Origin of the sequence: Colwellia sp. 5_MG-2023 (genome assembly GCF_030547795.1) — a bacterium.
Classification (GTDB): domain Bacteria; phylum Pseudomonadota; class Gammaproteobacteria; order Enterobacterales; family Alteromonadaceae; genus Colwellia.
Window position 1 is genome coordinate 97,622 of sequence record NZ_JAUOPW010000002.1, and the last position, 21,172, is coordinate 118,793.

The following is a 21,172-nucleotide window of genomic DNA, read 5'->3' on the forward strand; positions in this document are numbered from 1 at the left end:
CTAATAATTATTCTTTGATATTTTTTGCGAAATAAATTTTGGCTTGCTCAGTAACTTTAGGTGCTAATAACACCGTAGATATCATTGTTGGAATAGCCATTAACGCATACATGATATCAATTAAATTAATAACTAATGCGAGTGAAGACACTGCACCAACAATAATTAAACAAAGATAAAACCACACATAAGCTTGCTCAAAGCGTTTACCCAATAAAAACTCTGCACATTTACTGCCGTAATACCAAAAGGTTAACACCGTACTTGTACTCAGAAAAAATACCACTAACGTTAATAGATAACCGCCAATATTTGGAAATGCTTGTTCAAATACGTGTGCTGTTAAACTCACACCTGTTAGTTGTAAATCTCCAATATCTGTAACTAAAATAGCTAAAGCAGTACAAGTACAGACAATTAAGGTATCAACTATTGGTCCAAGTGTAGCAACTAGCCCTTCACGTGTTGGTTCATTTGTTTTGGCAGCACCATGCGCCATTGATTCAGTACCGATACCCGCTTCATTAGAAAAAGCACCTCGCTGCACTCCAATTAAAACCACTGAGCCAATAAAGCCACCGGCCACTGATGAGCCACTAAAAGCACCGACAAAGATCGAAGCAAACGCACTAGGAATAGCAGAGAAGTTCATAACTAATACCCCTAATGTTAAAATAAAATAACAAATAACCATAGTTGGGATGACACTACTGGTAATTTTAGCTAACCGTTGTAACTTCCCCATAACAATATAAGTAATTAAAATACAAAGAAATAATCCTGTTACTAAATCAAAAGTAAAATGTTCATTCGCGCTAGCAAAGCCATGAGGAATAGCGACAACATCGCGTAGCACTTGTACCAACTGGTTTATTTGAAAAATAGGTAAAGCACCAAACATTCCTCCTAAGCAAAACAACCAAGCTAAAGGTAACCATTTTTTGCCTAACCCTTCCCGAATGACATACATAGGGCCACCCTGAATGCGACCACTGCGATCTAATCCTCTATACTTTACCGCTAAAGTTGCGGTATAAAATTTTGTTGCTATGCCAACAAGCGCGGTTATCCACATCCAAAAAATCGCGCCTGCACCACCAATAGTAATAGCAACAGCCACACCAGCAATATTTCCTAATCCCAAAGTACCTGATAAGGCAACTGTTAACGCTTGAAAGTGTGTTAAATCGCCAGGTGCTTTTTCTTCGGCTGAGAATTTACCTGATGTTATTTCAACAGCGTGCTTTAAATACCGATAAGGTAAAAAGCGACTATGAAATACAAAAAAAATGCCTCCTCCCACGAGTAAAATAACAAGGGGCAACCCCCACATAAAAGCTGCAACATTGCCAAGGAAGTTAGTTAATTCAGTCATATATAATTGATTTTATTTTAGTTTAATTTGATTAAGTTAATTAATAGTTTTTATATCAGGGAGATTCCACTTTACTTACACGCTATAGTAACAAACTTTGATCTATTTCATGGTATGCATCTGCAGCATTAATTAGTGAATTAGCGGTTAAATTAGGCACACCATAGACAATTGTTTTAACAGAAAATTCTGTTCTAATATGTTTTAATAGCAAATCAAAATCACCATCGCCAGATAATAACACCACCGTATCAATACCTCCGCTTGCCGCTGCCGTCAAGACGTCAATCGTAATACCAACATCCCAATCCCCTTTAGCTGAGCCATCACTACGTTGAATAAAGGGCTTTAGTTTTACATCAAAGCCAATATGTTTTAGCGCTTTTTGAAATTTATGCTGTTGATCGTCGCTACGTTGAATAGCATAAGCACTTGCTTGCACTATATCGCCTTGCGCCATTAATTCTTGCCATAGTAATCGGTAGTTAAATTGCCGATGATAGCTATCTCTAGTGGTATAATAAATATTTTGTACATCAACAAAAATAGCAATTTTTTGCAAAACATTTCCTTTAAGACGTTAATTAAATTAGTTTACAAATCAACCAGTAAAATAACATAAACACTTGTTACTGTTACAATATAACGTTAAAGTACAAACAAGGTTACAACAAATTAGCACATGGTTTAGGAATAAGGTATGCCTTTCGACAATAACTATCAAGTTTCATCTAATTTTAGTGAACTTACTCATGACTTTCTTTCAAACCATTTAATTCCACCTACACCAGCAAATTATGCCGTAATCTACCTTTATATTAGTAATGAAAATGAACTATTAACGGCAGCAATAGATCAAAAAATCAAGCAAAATACACCTATCATGGCTGACTTTCTAGCAGATTTATTTAAACGTTTTGTTTCTTTTAGCGAGCAAATTGATAGTACGGTAATATCGCCTTTTGAAGAAGTATTAAGCAGTACCTTAGAACAGATAAGTTTACAGGTAGGCAATGAAGATAAAGTAACCACCAGCCTACATAAACTAAAAATTATTTTGTCGGAAAATAAACATCATAAATCACTTAAAAACATAGTGAGTTATCTATCTGACACAATTAATAATACCAAAGAGCAACACCACGAATTGTCAAAGAAACTATCAACAACTCAGCAAGAAATTAACCAATTAAAACAAAAGCTTGAATCATCAAGACAGGAAGCATTAATAGATTCCTTAACTGGTTTATTAAATCGCCGTGGTTGTGATGATAAACTACAAGCCTTGGATTTTACTCAAACACATTCATCACTTGTTATCGACATAGATCACTTTAAAAAGATAAATGATAATTTTGGTCATTTTATCGGTGATAAAGTTATACAGCGCATCGCTAAAATTATTAAAAATAACCTTACTGAAGAAGATCTTGCTGTACGTTTTGGCGGAGAAGAGTTCTTAGTAGTGATGACTAACAAATCGATTATTGAAGCAGAAGACGTAGCAGAAAAAATTCGTATTTCCATTGAGAAAGTAAAATTAATTCACCGAGAAACAAACGAGCCCCTCCCCCCAATTTCTGTTTCTATCGGTATCGCACAAAATAATAATGCCTCCGATTGGTCAAGCCTATTTAAAGAAGCTGATAATGCTCTTTATCAAGCTAAAAAATCAGGAAGAAATCGCTGTATTTGCGCATAAAACTACGAGTTCATCAGCGTTATCTTGAACTGGTTTAAGTATAAATGTTAAACTGGCGCCTCTGAATTTCCTACACAATTAATAGTAGCAGTCATGACATCTGTTTTACGTTCTTTTTTTTATTTATTATTAAAGTTTCCCCTTCGTTTATTCTTACGCAGCAAAATTGTATTAGATGCCGAAACAGCCGTTGAAACACCTACTCAGCCTATTTTTTATATTGTTAGCCATCAATCTGCTAGTGATTTATTAGCACTACAAAAAGCATGTAAAGATCAAAACTTACCTGATCCTTTAAGCAAAATAAAAATAAACAATAAGTTCTTCGAACGTACTATATGTTTGGCAAAACCTACGTCACTTTTCGGATTCAAACGTAGAAAAACGCAAGCATTACAGCAAGGGTTAGCCATATTAAATGAACACCACATTGATAAAACCCTTGATGGTCAGCTTATTCCAGTAAATCTTATTTGGGGACGTATTCCTACCAAAGAAAAAAATAATGCGAATGTGTCTTCATTATTGGCAGAGCAAGCTTCTCCAACTTGGCTGAGAAAGTTTTTTATCGTGCTATTTTTAGGTCGTGATAATTTAATACGCTTTAGTGAAGTACTGTCTTTACGAAATATGTCTGACAACCACGGAAACGATAAAGATACCGCCCATAAATTACTACGTGTTGCCCGTTTCCACTTCCATCGTCAAAACATAGCAGCTAAAGGCCCAAGACTGATTCATCGCGAGCAAATGTTTACGGCTTTATTCGCTAATCCCTCAATAAAACGAATAATTAAAGACGAAGCAAAAAATAAAAACATCAGCCCTGAAAAAGTAAAAAAACAAGCTTTGGCGATGATGGAAGAAATAGCTGGCGATTATAGTGTGTCATTAGTACGCCTAGGCGAAAGAATCTTACGTTGGTTATGGGGCCGATTATATACAGATATAAAAGTAAATAATTCCCAAGTCTTAAGAAAATTAGCACAAGACGGTCATGAGATTATTTATGTTCCCTGTCATCGCAGTCATATGGATTACCTACTACTTTCTTACGTTATTATTCAAGAAGGCTTAGTAATGCCACGTATTGCGGCAGGTATTAATCTAAATTTCTGGCCAGCTGGCGCTATTTTCAGAAAAGGTGGTGCATTCTTTATTCGCAGAAGTTTTGCTGGCAACCGTTTGTATTCCACTATTTTCCGTGAATATTTAGGCTTACTTTTTGAACGAGGTTATGCTGTTAAATATTACACCGAAGGCGGCCGTAGTCGTACAGGACGACTATTACCACCTAAAACAGGCATGTTAGCCATGACCATTCAAAGCTTATTACGCGGTATTGATCGCCCATTAACGTTAGTGCCGGTCTATTTAGGTTATGAACATGTCATGGAAGTTGGTACTTACCATAAGGAATTAAGTGGTAGTGAAAAGAAAAATGAATCGATCTTAGGTGTACTTAAAGCCATTAAAAATTTACGAAATTACGGTAATGGCTATGTTAATTTTGGCGAACCCATTAATATTAATAATTATTTAACGGAACAAGTACCGCACTGGAAAGATGCGATAGATCCTATCGATCCACAGAAACCCAATTGGTTAACGCCAACGGTAAACGATATTTCAAACCAGTTAATGACTAACATTAACCAGTGTGCTGCACTTAATGGTGTTGCCCTAGTCGCATTAATTTTGCATGCCAGTGAGAACAAAGCGCTTGCAAAACATGATTTAGAAAAACACTTAGATTTCTTTCTCAAGATTCAACGAGAAGCGCCTTTTAGTAAAGAACTGACCATACCAGAAGAAAATGGAGCCGACTTACTTGCCCATGTAATATCGCTCAATAAAGTAACTATTTCTGAAGATAGCTTTGGTACGATTATTTCTTTAGACAGCTCTGCCAGCCTAGAAATGCGCTATTACCGCAATAATATTTTACACACCTACGCACTAAGTTCGTTAATATGCCGATTACTAACGCATAATAGTAGAATATCTAACGAGCAAATAGTTAGCCAAAGCATCAACTTATTAACAACATTGAAAGAAGATTTGTTCTTATGGCAAACACCTGAACAAATTACCGTACAAGTTAAAGAGCTGCTAACCACTCTAGAAAGTAATGGTGTAATTAAGCACACAGAATCAAATTTTTGGGCATTAACAGAAGATACAGAGTTACTAAATCAAATTCACTTAATGGCTGAATGTATTGATGAAAGCATACAACGCCTCGCGATCATTACTTCTTTAGCAACACGATTAGCGCCATTAACAAGACGAGAATTAGAAGAAAAAGTTGTCGCTATTGCCAAACGTTTAGCCGTTTTAAATAATATTACAGCACCTGAATTTATTGATAAAAAGTCTCAATCAACCTTAATAAATACTTTGCGTGAGCAAGGTTATTTAGCATTAAATGATGATGGATTACTCGTTGTATGTCCTAATATGACAGAACTTAAAACGTCAATTACTAATTTAGTCTCGATTGAAGTTTTACAGAGTATTGCGAGATAATCATAAATGATCTTAAGCTAAATAACTTAATTGAGTTATTTAGCTTAGCAGTACAGACCTAGTGCTGGTTAGGAGTGAAAGTTAATCTAACTATATAAAGTTTAGTTAACAGCCTATGCAAAATAGAGTTCGGTTAGCACCCTTTAACTTTACTCGGCAATTGTCCCTAGCTCTGTTGATACTTGTTCTATACCTTCTTTAGCAATCTTATTACTTAATTCTGCTTGTTTACTGCTTAACAGAGAAATACCCTCAACTACCATATCAAATGCTTTCCATTCACCTGTTTTTTTATTTTTTCGCATTTTAAAAATAACATCAATTGTCGGACTATTTAACTCAACTATTTGCACTTTAATCCCTACAATTTTTTTCCCTACAACTGACTTTTCAGGTTCAAATACAATTTCTTGATTTTTATATTGCATCAAAGCTGTTGCATAAGTTCTTGATAAATAGCTACGCATAGAATCAACGAATTGCTCTCTCTGCTCTTTAGTGGTGTTCTTCAAATGCTTGCCCAAAATACGATATGACGCATATCTATAATCTATTGATGGCATCAACTCTTCTTCAACAATATTTTGCATTACTTCAGGCGACTTTATAATTTCCTGCTGGCTAGCCGCAATGCGATTAAATAGTTTATCGCCCACCTTCTCCAAAATAACATAAGGTGAAGATTGATCCATTCCATAAGATAAGGTTGACATAGAAAATATTACTAAAAATATCACTATGGAATTTACTATACGTTGCATTTTCTGCTCCTGAAAAACTCTATTAATTTAATTTTGTAGCTACACTCAACCACAAACCGACCGTTCGGTATATTCAATGAGCGAAGAATATCACCGACCGATCGGTTTGTAACTATTTATTTGTACTATTTTTGAAATTTATGCGAGAAAAGATGAAAAATATTATTAATGTCTAAACATGTTGAGCGTTGAACTACTTTCTCAACGCACGAATATAAACACAAAGTTCTAACATCACTTGTTGAAATAAAGATTTATTGCGTGAACCTTTACATAAGGTTGTCGCACCATAAAAAGTGGCGACAATAAAATAAGCAACTTGGGTTAATGTTATATTATCGCGCAAATCACTTTTTACTCGCCCTAAAGACTCAACCATTAGTTGATTGAGCTTTTCTTGCATTGTTAATATGCGTAAACGAAAACCTTCATCAACATTTGCCATTTCTTCACAAAGGTTATTCAATGGGCAACCGCAAACAGCTTCACTACACACCATAGCATCACACATTGACATAAAAAAATCACACAAACCTTCAATTGGGTCTTCATGACTCAATGCCGGTTGCCAAGTATCTAAAAAAATAGGTATATATTTCTCTTCAAAAACGGCATAACCCAATTCAAGCTTATTAGTGAAATGATAATACAAAGCACCTTTCGATATCCCACAACGATTAATGATGGTAGACAAGCCAGTTGCTTGAAAGCCATGTAGGTGAATTTCATCAGCAGCTACAGTAAGTATTTTTTCACGTGTTTGTTCAGCATCGCTCATGATTACGGCTCTTAATATTGATAATTTGTTAACCACTGGATATTAACAAACCGATTGGTCTGTTGCAAGAAAGATGTAATACGGTAGTTATTTTTTAGAATGATAGAAAACTATGATATTAGTTGGAGAAGTTCACAGTACTACGACAAAATCAGAGTTTTACCAATAAAACACAAGTATTAAAAATATATCAAGTTGCAGAGCATATAGCGCTTTTAATCTCTTATTATCAATGTTATAAACTGACAAAATATATACTTAAAGGATTAATTGTGAAAAAAATACTATTGATAACCTGCCTACTTTTGTCATCTAACAGCTTTGCATTAGAGCTTGCTAAATATCCAATAGAACTTAGCTCGGGTGATGGTGTTAATGTTATTATTGCACCGACAAAAGACAACAAACAAGCGCTAATAAAAGTAACTGGTATTAATCATGAAATTGATGACATTACATTTTTAACCGATTTTAAACCTCATGGTAGCAACAAGGCATACAAATATACTTATGACGGTTCTGAGCGTAGCTTAGTCACTGTGAGTGAAGGCTATCGTTGTTGCTCTTATACTCTTTATATACCAGAAACACGAGATGGCACCTACTTATCACAAAAAGAAAAGTCAGATCCTGGCATAGTTGCAGGTTTAAAAGCCCAATATGAACAACAATTAAGCCAAAATATTCAAGCTACGTTAGCTAATTTTAATCGCGAAAAACACTTAGGTTATCAACAGAAAAAAATCGCTGCGGCTAATAACGAAATTGTTAAACAGTGCGGCTTAAAAATAGAAACAGCTGTTGATTGGAAAGCCATTAATGATGATACATTAAAAGATTACGCTGTAGGTTCATTTTGCGCACAGGTAGCTACTGAAATGGCAGATATGTGTGAAAACAATCAAGGCTTTAAAAATGATATCGCTCATATTGATGCTATTGAATGTCAATTTACTGATCAGTTAAAACTGCGTCAAAACGGTAAGACTCTAACATTCAAAACAGCACCTAAAGCCCCTAATCAACGTCAATTTATTCAATCTTATTTATTAAACTTATAAAGAGTTTTTAACAATCCGTTAAACTTTATTTTAACGGGTTGTGCTTGCTCTTACAGAAGAAAAATGAGTAATACTAATTCTTATTTTACTAAATAAAATTACTTTTATCGTAAATACAGCAATTAAAAACTAGTTGTAAATACGCCAAATTTAATATTAACAATGCTAATAGCACTTAACTGTGCCTACTTTATTCTTTGAAGATACCTTTTGTACTCATTATGTAAAAGCCATATTTTTCAGTTTTACTGTCCAGAATAATCAACGACCTGTGATTGCTTTTTAGTATCACTGGGATATTCATTAAAAAATTTAAAATAGTCTTGTGCAAATCGACCTTGATTGACAATCCCATAACTTTTGGTCAACTCAGCAATCGTTTTTGTTTTATCTTCTTTTAACGTTATATGAATTTGCTGTAGCCTACGTGTAATTATATATTGTTTCGGTGTCATACCAATAATTTGCTTAAAACTATACTCCAAGGTGCGAACGCAACAAAAACTGGCTTTTGCCAACTCAGGAATTGTCATCTTAAAATCATTAGTTTTGTGCATATAATTTAATGCTCGACTAACAATTTCAAATTGTCGGGGTTTCCTGATACTAGAGATAGTCAGATTGGTTGAGCTTAGTGATAATAAATCACATAATAAGTGAATAATAGTTTCTTGTGCATCTATAACCGATTGATAATTGAGTATATGTCTATTATTAAGTAAACTATCAATTGTATGACTTAAATTATTTAATGTATTGATATTACTAGAAAAACCTTGCCTATCAAAATACTGATAGTCAAGTACCTCTTTTAAAATACTTAAATTTTCACTACCGTAATAACTAGCCAATTCTTCTGAAGAGATAATAACCACATAATATTTAGGATAATGCTTAGGAATCCTAGTCAAGATTTCTTGACCCTGTTTAAAAACTAAAGGTTGATTAGCTAAAAAACCTTTACCATTTACAAGTAGGCCAGTAGCTCCTTTATAGGGGATAACAATATAAAAACAATCTTCTGTTATTCGAGCATGAAATTGTACAGAAGTGTTAATAAACTTATCACTTATTATTACTTTAGGTAATTCAAATTGTCGCTGCTGACACGAAAAAATTCCTGGGGATAGTTGGGTGGCATATACGTCCATATTTATAAGTACTTTACGGTACTCATCGATGGAATAAAACTCTAAATCTGTCACATTGGTTAATTATAGTTACTTAAATTTTGTACTAAGAAACTATCCATATAGCCTAACTAAGTCAACAGCAGCCAGTATACATTTTACGCACAATACCTTGACAAATTATAAGGTTTAATAAGAATAAATAAGGTGCTCCTCAGCACAAAACTACTGTTATCCCAATAAAATTATACAACCCACATCACCTTCATTGAAAACATAACCAATTTTGTATATCCACAATACGAAAACAAAAATTAAACCACAAAAAAAACAATGATTTATAGATTTATGCTTGATAACTTGATGATAGAAATCAAGAAGATTTAGATGTTGTGATTTTCTGTTCAACTCATGTTTAGCTCCTTGCACATCAAAAAATATTTCAAATGACAAATAGTTAATGGAATAAATATGAATAGTCGGTCGCATATGAAGTACATTTAAAATGGGGCAATGAAATGTTATTCAATGGTAAAAAATTATTGAACGATACCAGTCTATATAAACAATTATTTGAACAATCATCAGATGCGATGCTGTTAATCAAAGATAATCATTTTATCGCCTGTAATAAAGCCTCTCAACAAATGCTTGGCTGGGTAAATACTGATAATATTTTTCCAATATCTCCTGCCGACATTTCACCTAAAACACAGCCTTGTGGAATGAGATCAACCGAAAAGTCTAAAAGCATTATAGAAAAAGCTTATGATAATGAAGAGCATAAATTCGATTGGTGGCATATAAACGCAAATAAAGAAGTATTTCCTGTAGAAGTTAAATTAACCGCTATTTACCACAATAACGAGCGGTTTTTACATGTACTCTGGAGAAGTATTCCAACACACTATAATCAATATAAAAAGCTAAAAGTAGCAGAGTCGGTTCAGCATAATACAACTGACGCAATTATGATTACAGACCATAAGAATATTATTATTGATGTGAATCCTGCTTTTTGCAAAATTACCGGGTATACAAAAAAAGAAGCTATTGGGCAAAATTCAGGTTTTATGAAATCAGGCATTCAAGGTAAAAGCTTTTATCAACAAATGTGGCGATCTATAAACGATAAAGGCTTTTGGCGTGGCAATATTTGGGATAAGAAAAAGTCTGGTGACTATTATTCAAAAACACTAAGTATAAGTGTTATTAAGAATGAAAATAATGAAATAGTAAACTTTATAGGATTATTTTCGGACTCAACTGCACTATTAGAGTATGAAGATACCATTCAAAAACAAGCCAATTTTGACTCATTAACAGGCTTTCCTAATCGTAGTTTTTTACTAAATTTACTGGAAGATAAAATTCTGACTGCTACAAGTGAAAATAGTACTTTTTCACTTGCCTTTATTGATATTGATAATTTCAAAATAATAAATGACACCAAAGGACACGCTTTTGGCGATCAAATAATTATTAAAATAATTCAATGTGTTAGAAACTGTATTGATGATAAAGATATTTTAGGTAGGATGAGTGGCGATGAATTTTTAATTGTTTTTGATACTAACCAAACACTTACGATGATTAAAAATAAAATTCAACGAATTATCACGCTTTCTGATTTCGCTATTGAAATTGATTCAAATGATTTTTTTGTTACGTTGAGTGCCGGAATTAGTTCTTTTCCAAGCGATGGTATGGATGTTAGTACATTAATCGCAAATGCAGATATCGCCATGTATCATGTGAAACAAAACGGCGGTACAGATTACGCACTATATAATGATCGCCTAGGAAAAACCTTCCAAGAAAACAATGAATTAGAAGAAGAATTTATTAGTGCCATCAACGAAAGAAAAATTATTCCTTATTTTCAAGCCAAGTTAGATTTATCTTCAGGTCATATTGTTGGCTGTGAGTCTCTCGCTCGCTGGCAACGATCTAGTGGAGAATATGTATCACCTGAAATTTTCATTGAAATAGCAGAAAAAAAATATCGAATTAATCAACTCTCATCTCATTTATTTTTGACTACATTCAAGTCAATAGCCAGCATGCAACTCCCTAGCAACTTCATAATTTCAGTTAATGTCTCACCAATGGTTTTGCTAGACGATAACTTTCAAAGTGATTTCATCAATTACATTACTTCATCTAGCCTATCGCTAAACCAGATTGAAATAGAAATTACGGAAACTTGCTTGATTGAAGATTTTGAAAAAGTTAAAAATGTTTTATCTAGTTTAAGACGTATGGGAATACAGATAGCTATTGATGACTTTGGAACAGGCTTTGCTTCATTAAATTATTTAACGCAACTTGAAATAGACACGATTAAAATTGATAGAACTTTTATTAATCTTATAGATACAAAAGACAAATCCAACAGAATAATTGTTGAATCTATTATCTCTATGTCGCACAAATTGGGCTATAAAGTCGTAGCCGAAGGTGTTGAAACAATGGCCCAATTAAATATATTAAAAGAGCTACATTGCGATTTCATTCAAGGGTATTTACTATCAAAACCTTTAGATCACCTAGCATTTAATGAGTTTATTCAAGACTTTAACATCATTAATGAATATTGTTAAAGATGGAAAGCTAGCCAAACTAGAATGCCATCGTCAAGAACTAAAAACCTTCTAGCACTATCTTCCCTATTGATTTTCCTGATTCAATATCTGCATGCGCAGCACGTAAATTTGTCGCATTAATCCCGCCTAGGTGCTTACCTACTGTAGTTTGGAGATAGCCTTGATCAATTAACTCAGCAATACTATTCAGTAAATTATGTTGCTCATTGATATCCTCTGTTTGAAACATAGAACGAGTAAACATAAATTCCCAGTGTAATGACAAGCTTTTCGGTTTAAGTTTTTTAATATCGACAGATTGTGGATCATCAATTAAAGCTATTCTTCCCATTGGCGCTAACATTTCTACATAACTATCCATGTATGAATCCGTATGAGTTAAGCTAGCAACATGGGTTACTTGCCCAATATTCAATTGTTCAATTTGTGCAACTAACGGTTTTGAGTGGTCAACAACATGATCAGCTCCCAGTTTTTTCACCCATTCTGCAGAGCTATCACGAGAAGCCGTAGCAATTACAGTAGCGCCAGTTAAAACACTCGCTAATTGTACTAAAATCGAGCCAACACCACCTGCAGCACCAACAATCAAAAGAACATCCTTAGATTTATCTTTATTATCAGGTTGTTGCTGTTTAATTGCTAAACGCTCAAATAATAACTCCCAAGCAGTAATAGATGTTAATGGTAAGGCGGCAGCTTCACTATCAGATAAACTTTTAGGTTTATTACCCACAATACGCTCATCAACTAGTTGATATTCTGCATTACAACCTTGACGATTTAAATCGCCTGCATAAAACACACTATCACCGAGCTTAAAGTGAGTTACTAACTCGCCTACACCAACGACTTCACCCACAGCATCCCAACCAATAACTTTATATTCACTACCCTCAGGAGACACATTTTGACGAATTTTACAATCAACAGGATTAACTGCAATTGATTTAACACGTACCAATAAATCATGCCCTGAAGCCGTTGGTTGTTGCATCTCAATATCGACTAAAGAAGCAAGTTCGCTGATAGGTAAAGATTTTTCATAGCCAATGGCTTTCATGGTTATTCTCCGATACGTTTGTAATTAGCATTGATACTGAACTTATACTAAACAGATTAAAGATCCTATAAAATATTAAAAACTACTAAAAAATAGCTGAAATAAAATAGTAACAGTAAATCACTTGCAATTAAATAGACGACCGGTCTATTATATAAAAATAAGTAACATCGAGATAAATACAATATAAATGAATATACCAACAACCAAACCACGTCGTGGTAGACCGCCAAAAGCGTCTCATAAAAATAGAGATACTAAAGCGGAGTTAATCCGTAGTGGACTTGAGCAATTAACTGAAAATGGCTTTGCTTCATCTGGTATTGATAAAATTTTAAAAAAGGTGAAAGTACCTAAAGGCTCTTTTTATCATTATTTTGCCAGTAAAGAAGCGTTTGGTCAGGCTGTTATAGATAACTATGCAAAGTATTTTGCCAACAAGCTCGATACTTGTTTATTAGATGAATCATACCCGGCTTTAAAGCGCATAAGTAATTTTGTAGAAGATGCGAAAATAGGCATGATCCGCCATAATTTTAAACGCGGTTGCTTGGTTGGTAATTTAGGTCAAGAAGTCGATTTATTACCCGAAAGCTATAGAGAACAGTTAGTTGACATACTTCATTCTTGGCAACACCGCGTAGCACAATGTTTAACAATAGCGAAAACAGAAGATCAACTATCAGCAGCAGCTGATTGTGAATTACTCGCCGAATTTTTTTGGGTTGGTTGGGAAGGAGCGGTCAGCCGATCAAAACTAGTACAAAGCACCCAACCTTTAGATAACTATTTTAATTGTTTTATCTCGAGTTTACCGAGATAAAATTTACCATTTTATAGACGATCAGTCTAAATAAGGAGAAAACCATGTTCAGCGGTATTTTAATTGAAAAGAATGACGGCAATTATCAAGCAGCAGTGAAAAGCATTAATGAGAGTATATTACCTGAAGGTGATGTTACTGTTAATGTTTCACACAGCACCCTTAATTATAAAGATGCTTTAGCCATTACAGGAAAATCACCGGTAGTAAGAAAGTTCCCTATGATCCCAGGGGTTGATCTAGTTGGTACAGTCACGCACAGTAACAGTGAAAAATTCAAGATAGGCGATGCCGTTATACTCAATGGTTTTGGTGTGGGAGAGACTCACTGTGGCGGTTTAGCACAAAAAGCACGCTTAAAAAGTGAATGGTTAATACCTTTACCTAAAGCGTTTTCACCGCATCAAGCAATGGCGATTGGTACTGCTGGCTACACTGCGATGCTTTGCGTTATAGCACTTGAAAAACACGGTATAACACCTGATAAAGGTGAAATTTTGGTCACTGGCGCTAACGGCGGAGTTGGTAGTTTCTCAGTGGCGATATTAGCTAAACTTGGCTATAAAGTGGTTGCTTCTACAGGACGAGTTGACCAAGCACAGTATTTAGAGAAACTAGGAGCATCCGAAGTTATTGATCGAAATACTTTATCTGAGCCTGGTCGTCCATTAGCCAAAGAACGATGGGCTGGAGCTATTGATTCTGCAGGCAGTCATACCTTAGCCAATGTTTGCGCTAGCACAAAATATGGCGGTGTTGTTGCTGCATGTGGTTTAGCACAGGGTATGGATTTACCTGCCACAGTGGCTCCTTTCATTTTACGCGGTGTCACTTTAGCCGGTATTGATAGCGTCATGCGCCCAATTGAAGATAGACTAGAAGCATGGCAACGCCTTGCTGACATTTTAGACCCGACAGTTTTTGATGATATTTCTACTGATATCACCTTAACAGAAGCGCTTACTGTCGCTGAAGATTTAATAGCAGGTAAAGTACGTGGTCGTGTCGTAGTAGATCTTAACAAATATTAGAATCTATTCTTATAAAATACTAATAGCGGTTTATCAGAAACGTGTAGCTGATCAATAACAACATTATCAGCTACACAATACTTTATAAAACAGATTACACAAACAGCTAAAATCAATCACCTTAATCACGATGAAACATCACAACTGAAAATTGATGACATTTGTCACATCAATGTGATGACAAAACTCTCTACAATCATTCTACCGTTTAGCCAATACTATCTACGTCAACTAAACAGGAGAATGACATGAACATCAACAAAACATTAATCACTTTAGCAGTAACATTACAAATGTCTTTTAGCGCAGTTGCAGCACAGGCTGACATTGATCAAATTGAAAAGGCTGCTAGCGTATTAGATATCCCAACATTACAATCTATTGCAACCAATGTGTCAGGCTACGACCAAGCACTCGCCTATTACCGTCTTGGTTTAAGTGCACACCTAAAAGGGCAGAATGCACTAGCGATAACAGCAATAGATCAAGCAATTAAATTGCTTGAACAACTTAATGAATCATTCATTAATAATGTAGAAGTAAAAGCATTATTAGCACAGGTTTACGGCTATAAAATTGCACTAGAGCCGATGAAAGGCGTAAATTATGGACCAAAATCAAATGCCATAATCTCTGAAGCAGAAGCGTTGGCGCCTAATAACCCTAGAGTACAGCTCGTTATCGGTATTAGTAAATTAAATACGCCAGAAATGTTTGGCGGTAGTCGCGAAGCAGCCTATCAGGCGTTTGACAAAGCTATCACTGCGTATAATAACGCTGATAAAAATGCTAACTATAATTGGGGTCATGCTGAAACCTATACTTGGCGTGGACTTATTCATATGAAAAAAGGTGAAGTTGAACTAGCAAAACAAGACTGGCAGTTAGCATTAAACATTACCCCTGATTATGGCTGGGCTAAAATGTTATTAGCACAAAACCAATAACATAACTAAGAATCAATAAGTAATAATGGCATTATGCTAACTCACTGAACGCTTTTTGAGCTATCACTCAAAAAGCGCGACTTTGCCATAGCACATAATGTTATTTTCCAAGAGAAAAAAGGAATAAAAAATGACCGGAAACCCTTTAAAAGCAAAAGATGAGCAACCGTTTGTTATCGACCCTATTGCCGATACTGGTGCAGCTAAATGGAGTTACTTTTCACTCACATTCTCATTATTCTATTTCTTTCATATCATTGCTAAGTATGAACAATATACAAATACCCAATTAATAAGCGTATTTGTTATCTATATTTGCTTTATTGCCTTATTTTTTCAAGCAATACGGTCAACAGGGAAAGCTGTACTAAAACCGATTATTGCAATTGTTATATTATCAGCTGTCGGTGCAGCCATAAACCCAGGAACTAATGCATTATTTGGATACGCTGCCTTTTTTAGTGGTTACTATTTTTTAAGAAAGTATGCGGTTCTATTATTAATATTGAACTTAGCAGCACAAATTTCTTCCGCGTTAATACTTGATTTACTGAGCCCTTATTATCTTGGACCTTCGCTTGCTTGCTCATTTAGTCTGTTTGTCTATGGTATTTTTAGCCAAAAAGAATATATACATAGTTGTTTACAGCAAAAGAAAAATCAACAAATTGAACAACTAGCCGCGATTGCTGAACGAGAAAGGATTGCGCGAGATATGCACGACTTACTAGGCCATTCGTTATCATCATTAGCTTTAAAATCTGAACTTGCTGAAAAACTAGCAAATAAGCAACACTTTGAAGCCGCGACAAAAGAAATTTCTGAAGTTGCAAACCTTGCTAGACAAACATTGTCTGAGGTTCGTTTGGCGGTAACGGGCTTAAAACTGCAAGGCTTAAGTGCTTCGCTTCAAAAATTAACAAATGAATTAAAAAACATGAAATTCGACACTCAATGTTATATTGATGCCTCGAATTTACCACCAATGGTAGAATCGACCTTGATAATACTAAGTAAAGAATGGATAACAAACATTCTTAGACACAGTAATGGTAATAGTGTTTCTATTGCTATTAGCGCTGACGCTAATAACGTAAAATTGAATATTGGCGATAATGGTAAAACAACAAAAATAAAACCGGGTAATGGAATAGATGGAATGCGTTCACGGGTCGCAGAATTAGGAGGCTCTCTGGACATTAATTATGATGATGGAGTTAAACTTGCTGTAGTGATTCCATTACTTGCAACAATGAAAATAAACACAGAAACCAAGGACACAATTTCTATATGATTAAAATACTCGTCGTTGAAGATCAAGCCTTAGTACGTGGCGCTATTTGCAGCTTATTGGCATTAGAAGACAATATTGAAATTGTTGGCCAAGCTGAAAACGGCCAAATAGCACTGGATATGCTAAAAAATATTAAGGTCGATTTTATTTTAAGCGATATTGAAATGCCAATAATGTCAGGTTTGGAATTAGCAGAAAGAGTTCAAGCTGACTATACACATATTGATATCTTGATCATGACAACGTTTTCTAAGTCAGGATATATCAAACGTGCTATGGCACTCGGTGTAAAAGCCTTCATTCTAAAAGAATCGCCCACTGAGTATTTAGTAAACGCAATCAAACAAGTACAAAATGGACAACGAGTCATCGATCCAGAATTAGCATTAATGGCGTTAGACGACAACGATCCACTATCAAATAAAGAGCGTAAAGCCATTAAATTAGCCGGAGATGGCCTTAAAACCGCAGAAATTGCCCAGGCTTTATTTTTATCTGAAGGTACAGTTCGAAACTATTTATCCGAAGCCATATCTAAACTTAATGCAGTGAATCGTATTGATGCTGCAAGAATAGCCAAACAAAAGGGTTGGATTTAAGTTCGATTTTATAACGCTTAATATAAAAGACAACTATGAATATTTGTTCTTTTTGAGTACTTTCGGCAGAGATTGTTACAGGGTTGAGATTGACAGTATATGGTTATTTATATAAACCAGTATCATAACTTCACTTAAGTATTTAATATACTTGTAATATCCCCCATCACATTAAAAGCTAATTCAAAAGCTATTAAATTAGCACGTGCCGACTTTATATCTCCTGATTGATATTTATGCTGTATTTCTTGAGCAATCACATGAGCATCATCATGAGCTTGCTCAAGTTGCAATAATGACCTCTTATCAAATAACTGTTCTTGAATTTTCAAGCGAATCCAATTCCCACAGTGACACTCTTTAAGATTAAGGTTTGGCCAAGGTTTATCGTCTTCAGGTGGTGATAATATTTTATTTCTAAATCGATTTCGCCACTGCGAGGTAATTAGCGTAAATATCTCGATACTGCTTTCTTTACTATTAAGTTGTTTATTTCCACAAAGCAACCAACGCTGATTTGGAACATAATCTTTAAGCCACGAACATAAATCTTCAGCAGGCATAGGTTTAGCTATTCCATAACCTTGTGCTTGCTCACATCCCATTAATAGTAACATTAAGCCATGATTAGTTGTTTCAACACCTTCAGCGATAACTTGGCGATTAAATGATTTCGTTAGGGAAATAACACCATCAATAATTGAATAGTCACTTGGATCATCAAGCATATCTCGAACAAAACTCTGATCAATTTTAATAGTATTAATCGGTAGGCTCCTTAGGTGAGTTAACGAAGAATAACCTGTACCAAAATCATCTAAAGACGCACCAACACCTAATCTTTTTTGGCACTTCTCAATAATATTTGTAATCGTATTTAAATCACCTAACGCTGAACTCTCTAATATTTCTAATTGCAAAAATTGTGCATTTATAGAAGGATACGCCGCTAAGGATGCTTCAAGCACACTAAAAAATGAAGGTGAGTGCAGATGGTTTGATGATATATTAACACTTACTTCAAGTTCAATGCCTTGTAATTGCCATTTAGCAAGCTGCTGCAGTGCCTCATTTATAACCCAATCGCCAAGAACGCATTCTAACGAGGTACCATCAATATCAGGTAAAAAGTCTAGCGGTGGAATTAATCCTTTTTCTGGGTGAAACCAGCGTATTAAAGCTTCAACACCGAACACATCACCTGTTAGCATATTCACTTTAGGCTGATAGTACAATTGAAACTCACCATTAGCTAAAGCCTGCTCTATTTCTTCTAATTGTAGGTTCTTTTCAATTATACGTTGATCTGAATCTGGGCTGTACAATACAGAGCGATGCTTACCCGATAGTTTAGATTGATACATAGCGTGATCAGCATGTCGTAATAAAGTATCAATATCACCATCATCTAAAGGATATAAGGTAATCCCACTCGAAGCAGTAATATTATGTTGAATACCATCAATAAAATAAGGTAAAGCTAAAGCTTGATGAATACGCTGCATAGTTGATTCATATTGTGACGCTGATTTAATGTCATTTAAGAGAATAGCAAATTCATCCCCTCCTTGACGAGACACAGTATCCTCTTCCCTAATACAACTAGTGATGCGCTTTGCAACCTCAATTAATAAATGATCGCCCGCTTCATGACCATAATTATCATTTACAGGCTTAAAGTCATCTAGATCAAGAAAACAAACAGCCAATTGATGCCCAGTTCTTTTGCTATGTGCAATCGATTGATGAAAACGGTCAACAAATAAAGCTCTATTGGGTAAATTGGTGAGTACATCATAATGCGCCATTAAGTTAAGTTTATCTTGCTGATGTTTAATACTGGTAATATCAGAAAAAACAGCAACATAATGCGTAACTTCGTCATCATCATTGGTTAGTGATGAGATATTGAGCAACTCAGAATATAGCACCCCCTGTTTGTTTCTATTCCATACTTCACCTTTCCAATGTCCATGCTCTATGATTGACTGCCACATCTGTGCATAAAACTGCGAACTTTGCTTTCCCGAGCTTAAAATTCTTGGTGACTTACCAATAACATCTTCATGGCTATAGCCAGTTATTTTAATGAATGCCGGATTCACATCAACAATCACCTGATTGGCGTCGGTAATCATAATGCCTTCATGGGTATCGCTAAAAACTCTCGCTAACAACTGGAGTTTCTCTTCATTTTTCTTACGTTTAGTAATATCTTGAACAACAACAATATGACTATGAGGTTGTTCCCCAACTTGCCAAGTGGGGGAGATTGTCAACTTCACCCAAATAATATGACCATTTTTGTGAATATAACGTTTTTCTATCGTCACTTCACGTTGTGAACCATTCAGTATTTTTTCCCGACTACCAATACTATTTAGTAAGTCATCTGGATGGGTAAGTTCGGTAAAGTGCTTTTCATTTACCATCTCATCAACACTATAGCCGAGCATGTCGCAAAACCGTTGATTAATACGGATGAACTTACCTTCTTTGGCACTTATCAGAGCGACTCCAATAGCAGCTTGTTCAAAAATACTACGAAATAATTGTTCACTATCTGCTAACGACTCTTTCGACTTAACTTCTTCAGTTACATCACGAATAACACAAATAAGCTGGCCATTATGAGGAATGATATTGATACGAGCATCAAAATGCATAACCTGACTGTTGAGCATTAATTCATATTTAAAAGCAGTGAATTTGTTTACTTGTGAGAGCTTTTCAATTTTTTCTTGAAATATCTTGCCTATTTTTTTAGGTAAAACATCTTGCATTCGTTGGCCAATAAAACTTTGAGGGTTTTTATATAATTTATCTTTATTTTGTGTACGGCAGTCTAGAATAGTGCCATCAGACATCATACGAAAATAAGTGTCAGGCAGCGCATTAAATAAACTTTCTAGTTCAGCACTCTGGCGTAATAGATTAATACCAACTTGTTTTAATTCGGTAATATCTTGAACTATCCCTGACATCGCTTTGGTTTGCCCATTGATATCAAATGTATAGCCTCCGGAAACCAAAATACTACGAATTTCACCATCTTTTCGCATAATTTGGCATTCAAGATACCAATCTGTTTTATTTTCCCTTGCTTCTTGAAATTTTTTATCAACATAATCCCTTTCTTCCGGAATAATGTGCTCAAGAAACATTCCATAGGTCCACTTTGGCAGTAATGAACTATAACCAAATATTATGTCATGCCTTAACGAACGATAAGAAGATAAGTCACTAAGAATAAGTTCCCAACGCCCAATGCCACTTTGCTCTAAAACTAGATCTAGTCTACTTTTATTTTGTTGTGTCTGGTTTACCATAATCTGTCGTTGTTTCATATTCATGACCTAAATAACATAGCTGACAAGTCGACCATTATTAAGGACGTAAATATCAGTAACAAATACTTCACTATAAGAAACCTAACCATTTTTTAAGTTGCAATACATTTCAGTTATAAGGAG

Annotated in this window: 16 protein-coding genes; 9 read left to right on the forward strand and 7 right to left on the reverse strand. The window is 34.9% G+C overall.

All coding sequences use genetic code 11. The features are described 5' to 3' along the window. Positions 1-7: 7 nt before the first annotated feature. Positions 8-1,375 carry a sodium:alanine symporter family protein gene (locus tag Q4496_RS02010; protein ID WP_303601191.1) on the reverse strand — a complete coding sequence of 456 codons (1,368 nt, stop codon included), beginning with the start codon at positions 1,373-1,375 and terminating at the stop codon, positions 8-10. Positions 1,376-1,457: 82 nt separating this feature from the next. Continuing rightward, a complete protein-coding gene (locus Q4496_RS02015) occupies positions 1,458-1,937 on the reverse strand; it encodes an NYN domain-containing protein (protein ID WP_303601190.1) in 480 nt (159 codons plus the stop codon). 138 nt (positions 1,938-2,075) lie between these two features. On the opposite strand from Q4496_RS02015, the gene Q4496_RS02020 reads away from it, so the two are divergent. Both Q4496_RS02020 and plsB read left to right on the forward strand, forming a co-directional pair. Continuing rightward, on the forward strand, positions 2,076-3,077 hold the full coding sequence (locus Q4496_RS02020) for a GGDEF domain-containing protein (RefSeq protein WP_303609848.1): 1,002 nt from the start codon (positions 2,076-2,078) through the stop codon (positions 3,075-3,077). Positions 3,078-3,170: 93 nt separating this feature from the next. Then, the gene (gene plsB / locus Q4496_RS02025) at positions 3,171-5,606 is read left to right on the forward strand and encodes a glycerol-3-phosphate 1-O-acyltransferase PlsB (protein WP_303609849.1); all 2,436 of its coding nucleotides are present in this window, start codon (positions 3,171-3,173) and stop codon (positions 5,604-5,606) included. Positions 5,607-5,755: 149 nt separating this feature from the next. Here the strand turns inward: plsB and Q4496_RS02030 are convergent, their stop codons facing one another. After that, positions 5,756-6,367: a phospholipid-binding protein MlaC gene (locus Q4496_RS02030; RefSeq protein ID WP_215971830.1), complete on the reverse strand. Its 612-nt coding sequence runs from the start codon at positions 6,365-6,367 to the stop codon at positions 5,756-5,758. Positions 6,368-6,560: 193 nt separating this feature from the next. Then, a complete protein-coding gene (locus Q4496_RS02035) occupies positions 6,561-7,145 on the reverse strand; it encodes a TetR/AcrR family transcriptional regulator (protein WP_215971829.1) in 585 nt (194 codons plus the stop codon). 272 nt (positions 7,146-7,417) lie between these two features. Between Q4496_RS02035 and Q4496_RS02040 the strand changes: the two genes are divergently transcribed. Beyond that, entirely contained in the window at positions 7,418-8,206 is a 789-nt protein-coding gene (locus Q4496_RS02040) for a hypothetical protein (RefSeq protein WP_215971828.1), read from the forward strand. Positions 8,207-8,451: 245 nt separating this feature from the next. Here Q4496_RS02040 and Q4496_RS02045 read toward each other — a convergent pair whose 3' ends face one another. Beyond that, positions 8,452-9,411: an AraC family transcriptional regulator gene (locus Q4496_RS02045; RefSeq protein ID WP_303609850.1), complete on the reverse strand. Its 960-nt coding sequence runs from the start codon at positions 9,409-9,411 to the stop codon at positions 8,452-8,454. 443 nt (positions 9,412-9,854) lie between these two features. On the opposite strand from Q4496_RS02045, the gene Q4496_RS02050 reads away from it, so the two are divergent. Beyond that, positions 9,855-11,939: an EAL domain-containing protein gene (locus tag Q4496_RS02050; protein WP_303609851.1), complete on the forward strand. Its 2,085-nt coding sequence runs from the start codon at positions 9,855-9,857 to the stop codon at positions 11,937-11,939. Positions 11,940-11,979: 40 nt separating this feature from the next. Here the strand turns inward: Q4496_RS02050 and Q4496_RS02055 are convergent, their stop codons facing one another. Further along, positions 11,980-13,005 (reverse strand): zinc-binding alcohol dehydrogenase family protein, encoded by a 1,026-nt coding sequence (locus Q4496_RS02055; protein ID WP_215971825.1) that lies wholly within the window; start codon positions 13,003-13,005, stop codon positions 11,980-11,982. Between the two features lie 190 nt (positions 13,006-13,195). Between Q4496_RS02055 and Q4496_RS02060 the strand changes: the two genes are divergently transcribed. From Q4496_RS02060 to Q4496_RS02080, 5 genes are all read left to right on the forward strand, one after another. After that, positions 13,196-13,828, forward strand: coding sequence for a TetR/AcrR family transcriptional regulator (locus tag Q4496_RS02060; protein WP_215971824.1), 633 nt, complete (start codon positions 13,196-13,198; stop codon positions 13,826-13,828). A gap of 44 nt (positions 13,829-13,872) precedes the next feature. Next, on the forward strand, positions 13,873-14,859 hold the full coding sequence (locus Q4496_RS02065) for an MDR family oxidoreductase (protein ID WP_303609852.1): 987 nt from the start codon (positions 13,873-13,875) through the stop codon (positions 14,857-14,859). Positions 14,860-15,107: 248 nt separating this feature from the next. Then, on the forward strand, positions 15,108-15,806 hold the full coding sequence (locus tag Q4496_RS02070) for a M48 family metallopeptidase (protein ID WP_215971822.1): 699 nt from the start codon (positions 15,108-15,110) through the stop codon (positions 15,804-15,806). 130 nt (positions 15,807-15,936) lie between these two features. Beyond that, positions 15,937-17,100, forward strand: a complete 1,164-nt coding sequence (locus Q4496_RS02075; RefSeq protein WP_303609853.1) for a sensor histidine kinase — start codon at positions 15,937-15,939, stop codon at positions 17,098-17,100. After that, on the forward strand, positions 17,097-17,699 hold the full coding sequence (locus Q4496_RS02080; RefSeq protein WP_215971820.1) for a DNA-binding response regulator: 603 nt from the start codon (positions 17,097-17,099) through the stop codon (positions 17,697-17,699). The genes Q4496_RS02075 and Q4496_RS02080 overlap by 4 nt, the downstream gene beginning before the upstream one ends. Before the next feature lie 134 nt (positions 17,700-17,833). Here the strand turns inward: Q4496_RS02080 and Q4496_RS02085 are convergent, their stop codons facing one another. Then, positions 17,834-21,046, reverse strand: coding sequence for an EAL domain-containing protein (locus Q4496_RS02085; RefSeq protein WP_303609854.1), 3,213 nt, complete (start codon positions 21,044-21,046; stop codon positions 17,834-17,836). Between the last annotated feature and the right edge of the window lie 126 nt (positions 21,047-21,172).

Bases quoted from the DNA above. Each gene is read 5' to 3' on its own strand.
- Q4496_RS02010 (WP_303601191.1), bottom strand. From the start codon at position 1,375: ATGACTGAATTAACTAACTTCCTTGGCAATGTTGCAGCTTTTATGTGG.
- Q4496_RS02020 (WP_303609848.1), top strand. From the start codon at position 2,076: ATGCCTTTCGACAATAACTATCAAGTTTCATCTAATTTTAGTGAACTT.
- plsB (WP_303609849.1), top strand. From the start codon at position 3,171: ATGACATCTGTTTTACGTTCTTTTTTTTATTTATTATTAAAGTTTCCC.
- Q4496_RS02030 (WP_215971830.1), bottom strand. From the start codon at position 6,367: ATGCAACGTATAGTAAATTCCATAGTGATATTTTTAGTAATATTTTCT.
- Q4496_RS02035 (WP_215971829.1), bottom strand. From the start codon at position 7,145: ATGAGCGATGCTGAACAAACACGTGAAAAAATACTTACTGTAGCTGCT.
- Q4496_RS02050 (WP_303609851.1), top strand. From the start codon at position 9,855: ATGTTATTCAATGGTAAAAAATTATTGAACGATACCAGTCTATATAAA.
- Q4496_RS02055 (WP_215971825.1), bottom strand. From the start codon at position 13,005: ATGAAAGCCATTGGCTATGAAAAATCTTTACCTATCAGCGAACTTGCT.
- Q4496_RS02060 (WP_215971824.1), top strand. From the start codon at position 13,196: ATGAATATACCAACAACCAAACCACGTCGTGGTAGACCGCCAAAAGCG.
- Q4496_RS02065 (WP_303609852.1), top strand. From the start codon at position 13,873: ATGTTCAGCGGTATTTTAATTGAAAAGAATGACGGCAATTATCAAGCA.
- Q4496_RS02070 (WP_215971822.1), top strand. From the start codon at position 15,108: ATGAACATCAACAAAACATTAATCACTTTAGCAGTAACATTACAAATG.
- Q4496_RS02075 (WP_303609853.1), top strand. From the start codon at position 15,937: ATGACCGGAAACCCTTTAAAAGCAAAAGATGAGCAACCGTTTGTTATC.
- Q4496_RS02080 (WP_215971820.1), top strand. From the start codon at position 17,097: ATGATTAAAATACTCGTCGTTGAAGATCAAGCCTTAGTACGTGGCGCT.
- Q4496_RS02085 (WP_303609854.1), bottom strand. From the start codon at position 21,046: ATGAAACAACGACAGATTATGGTAAACCAGACACAACAAAATAAAAGT.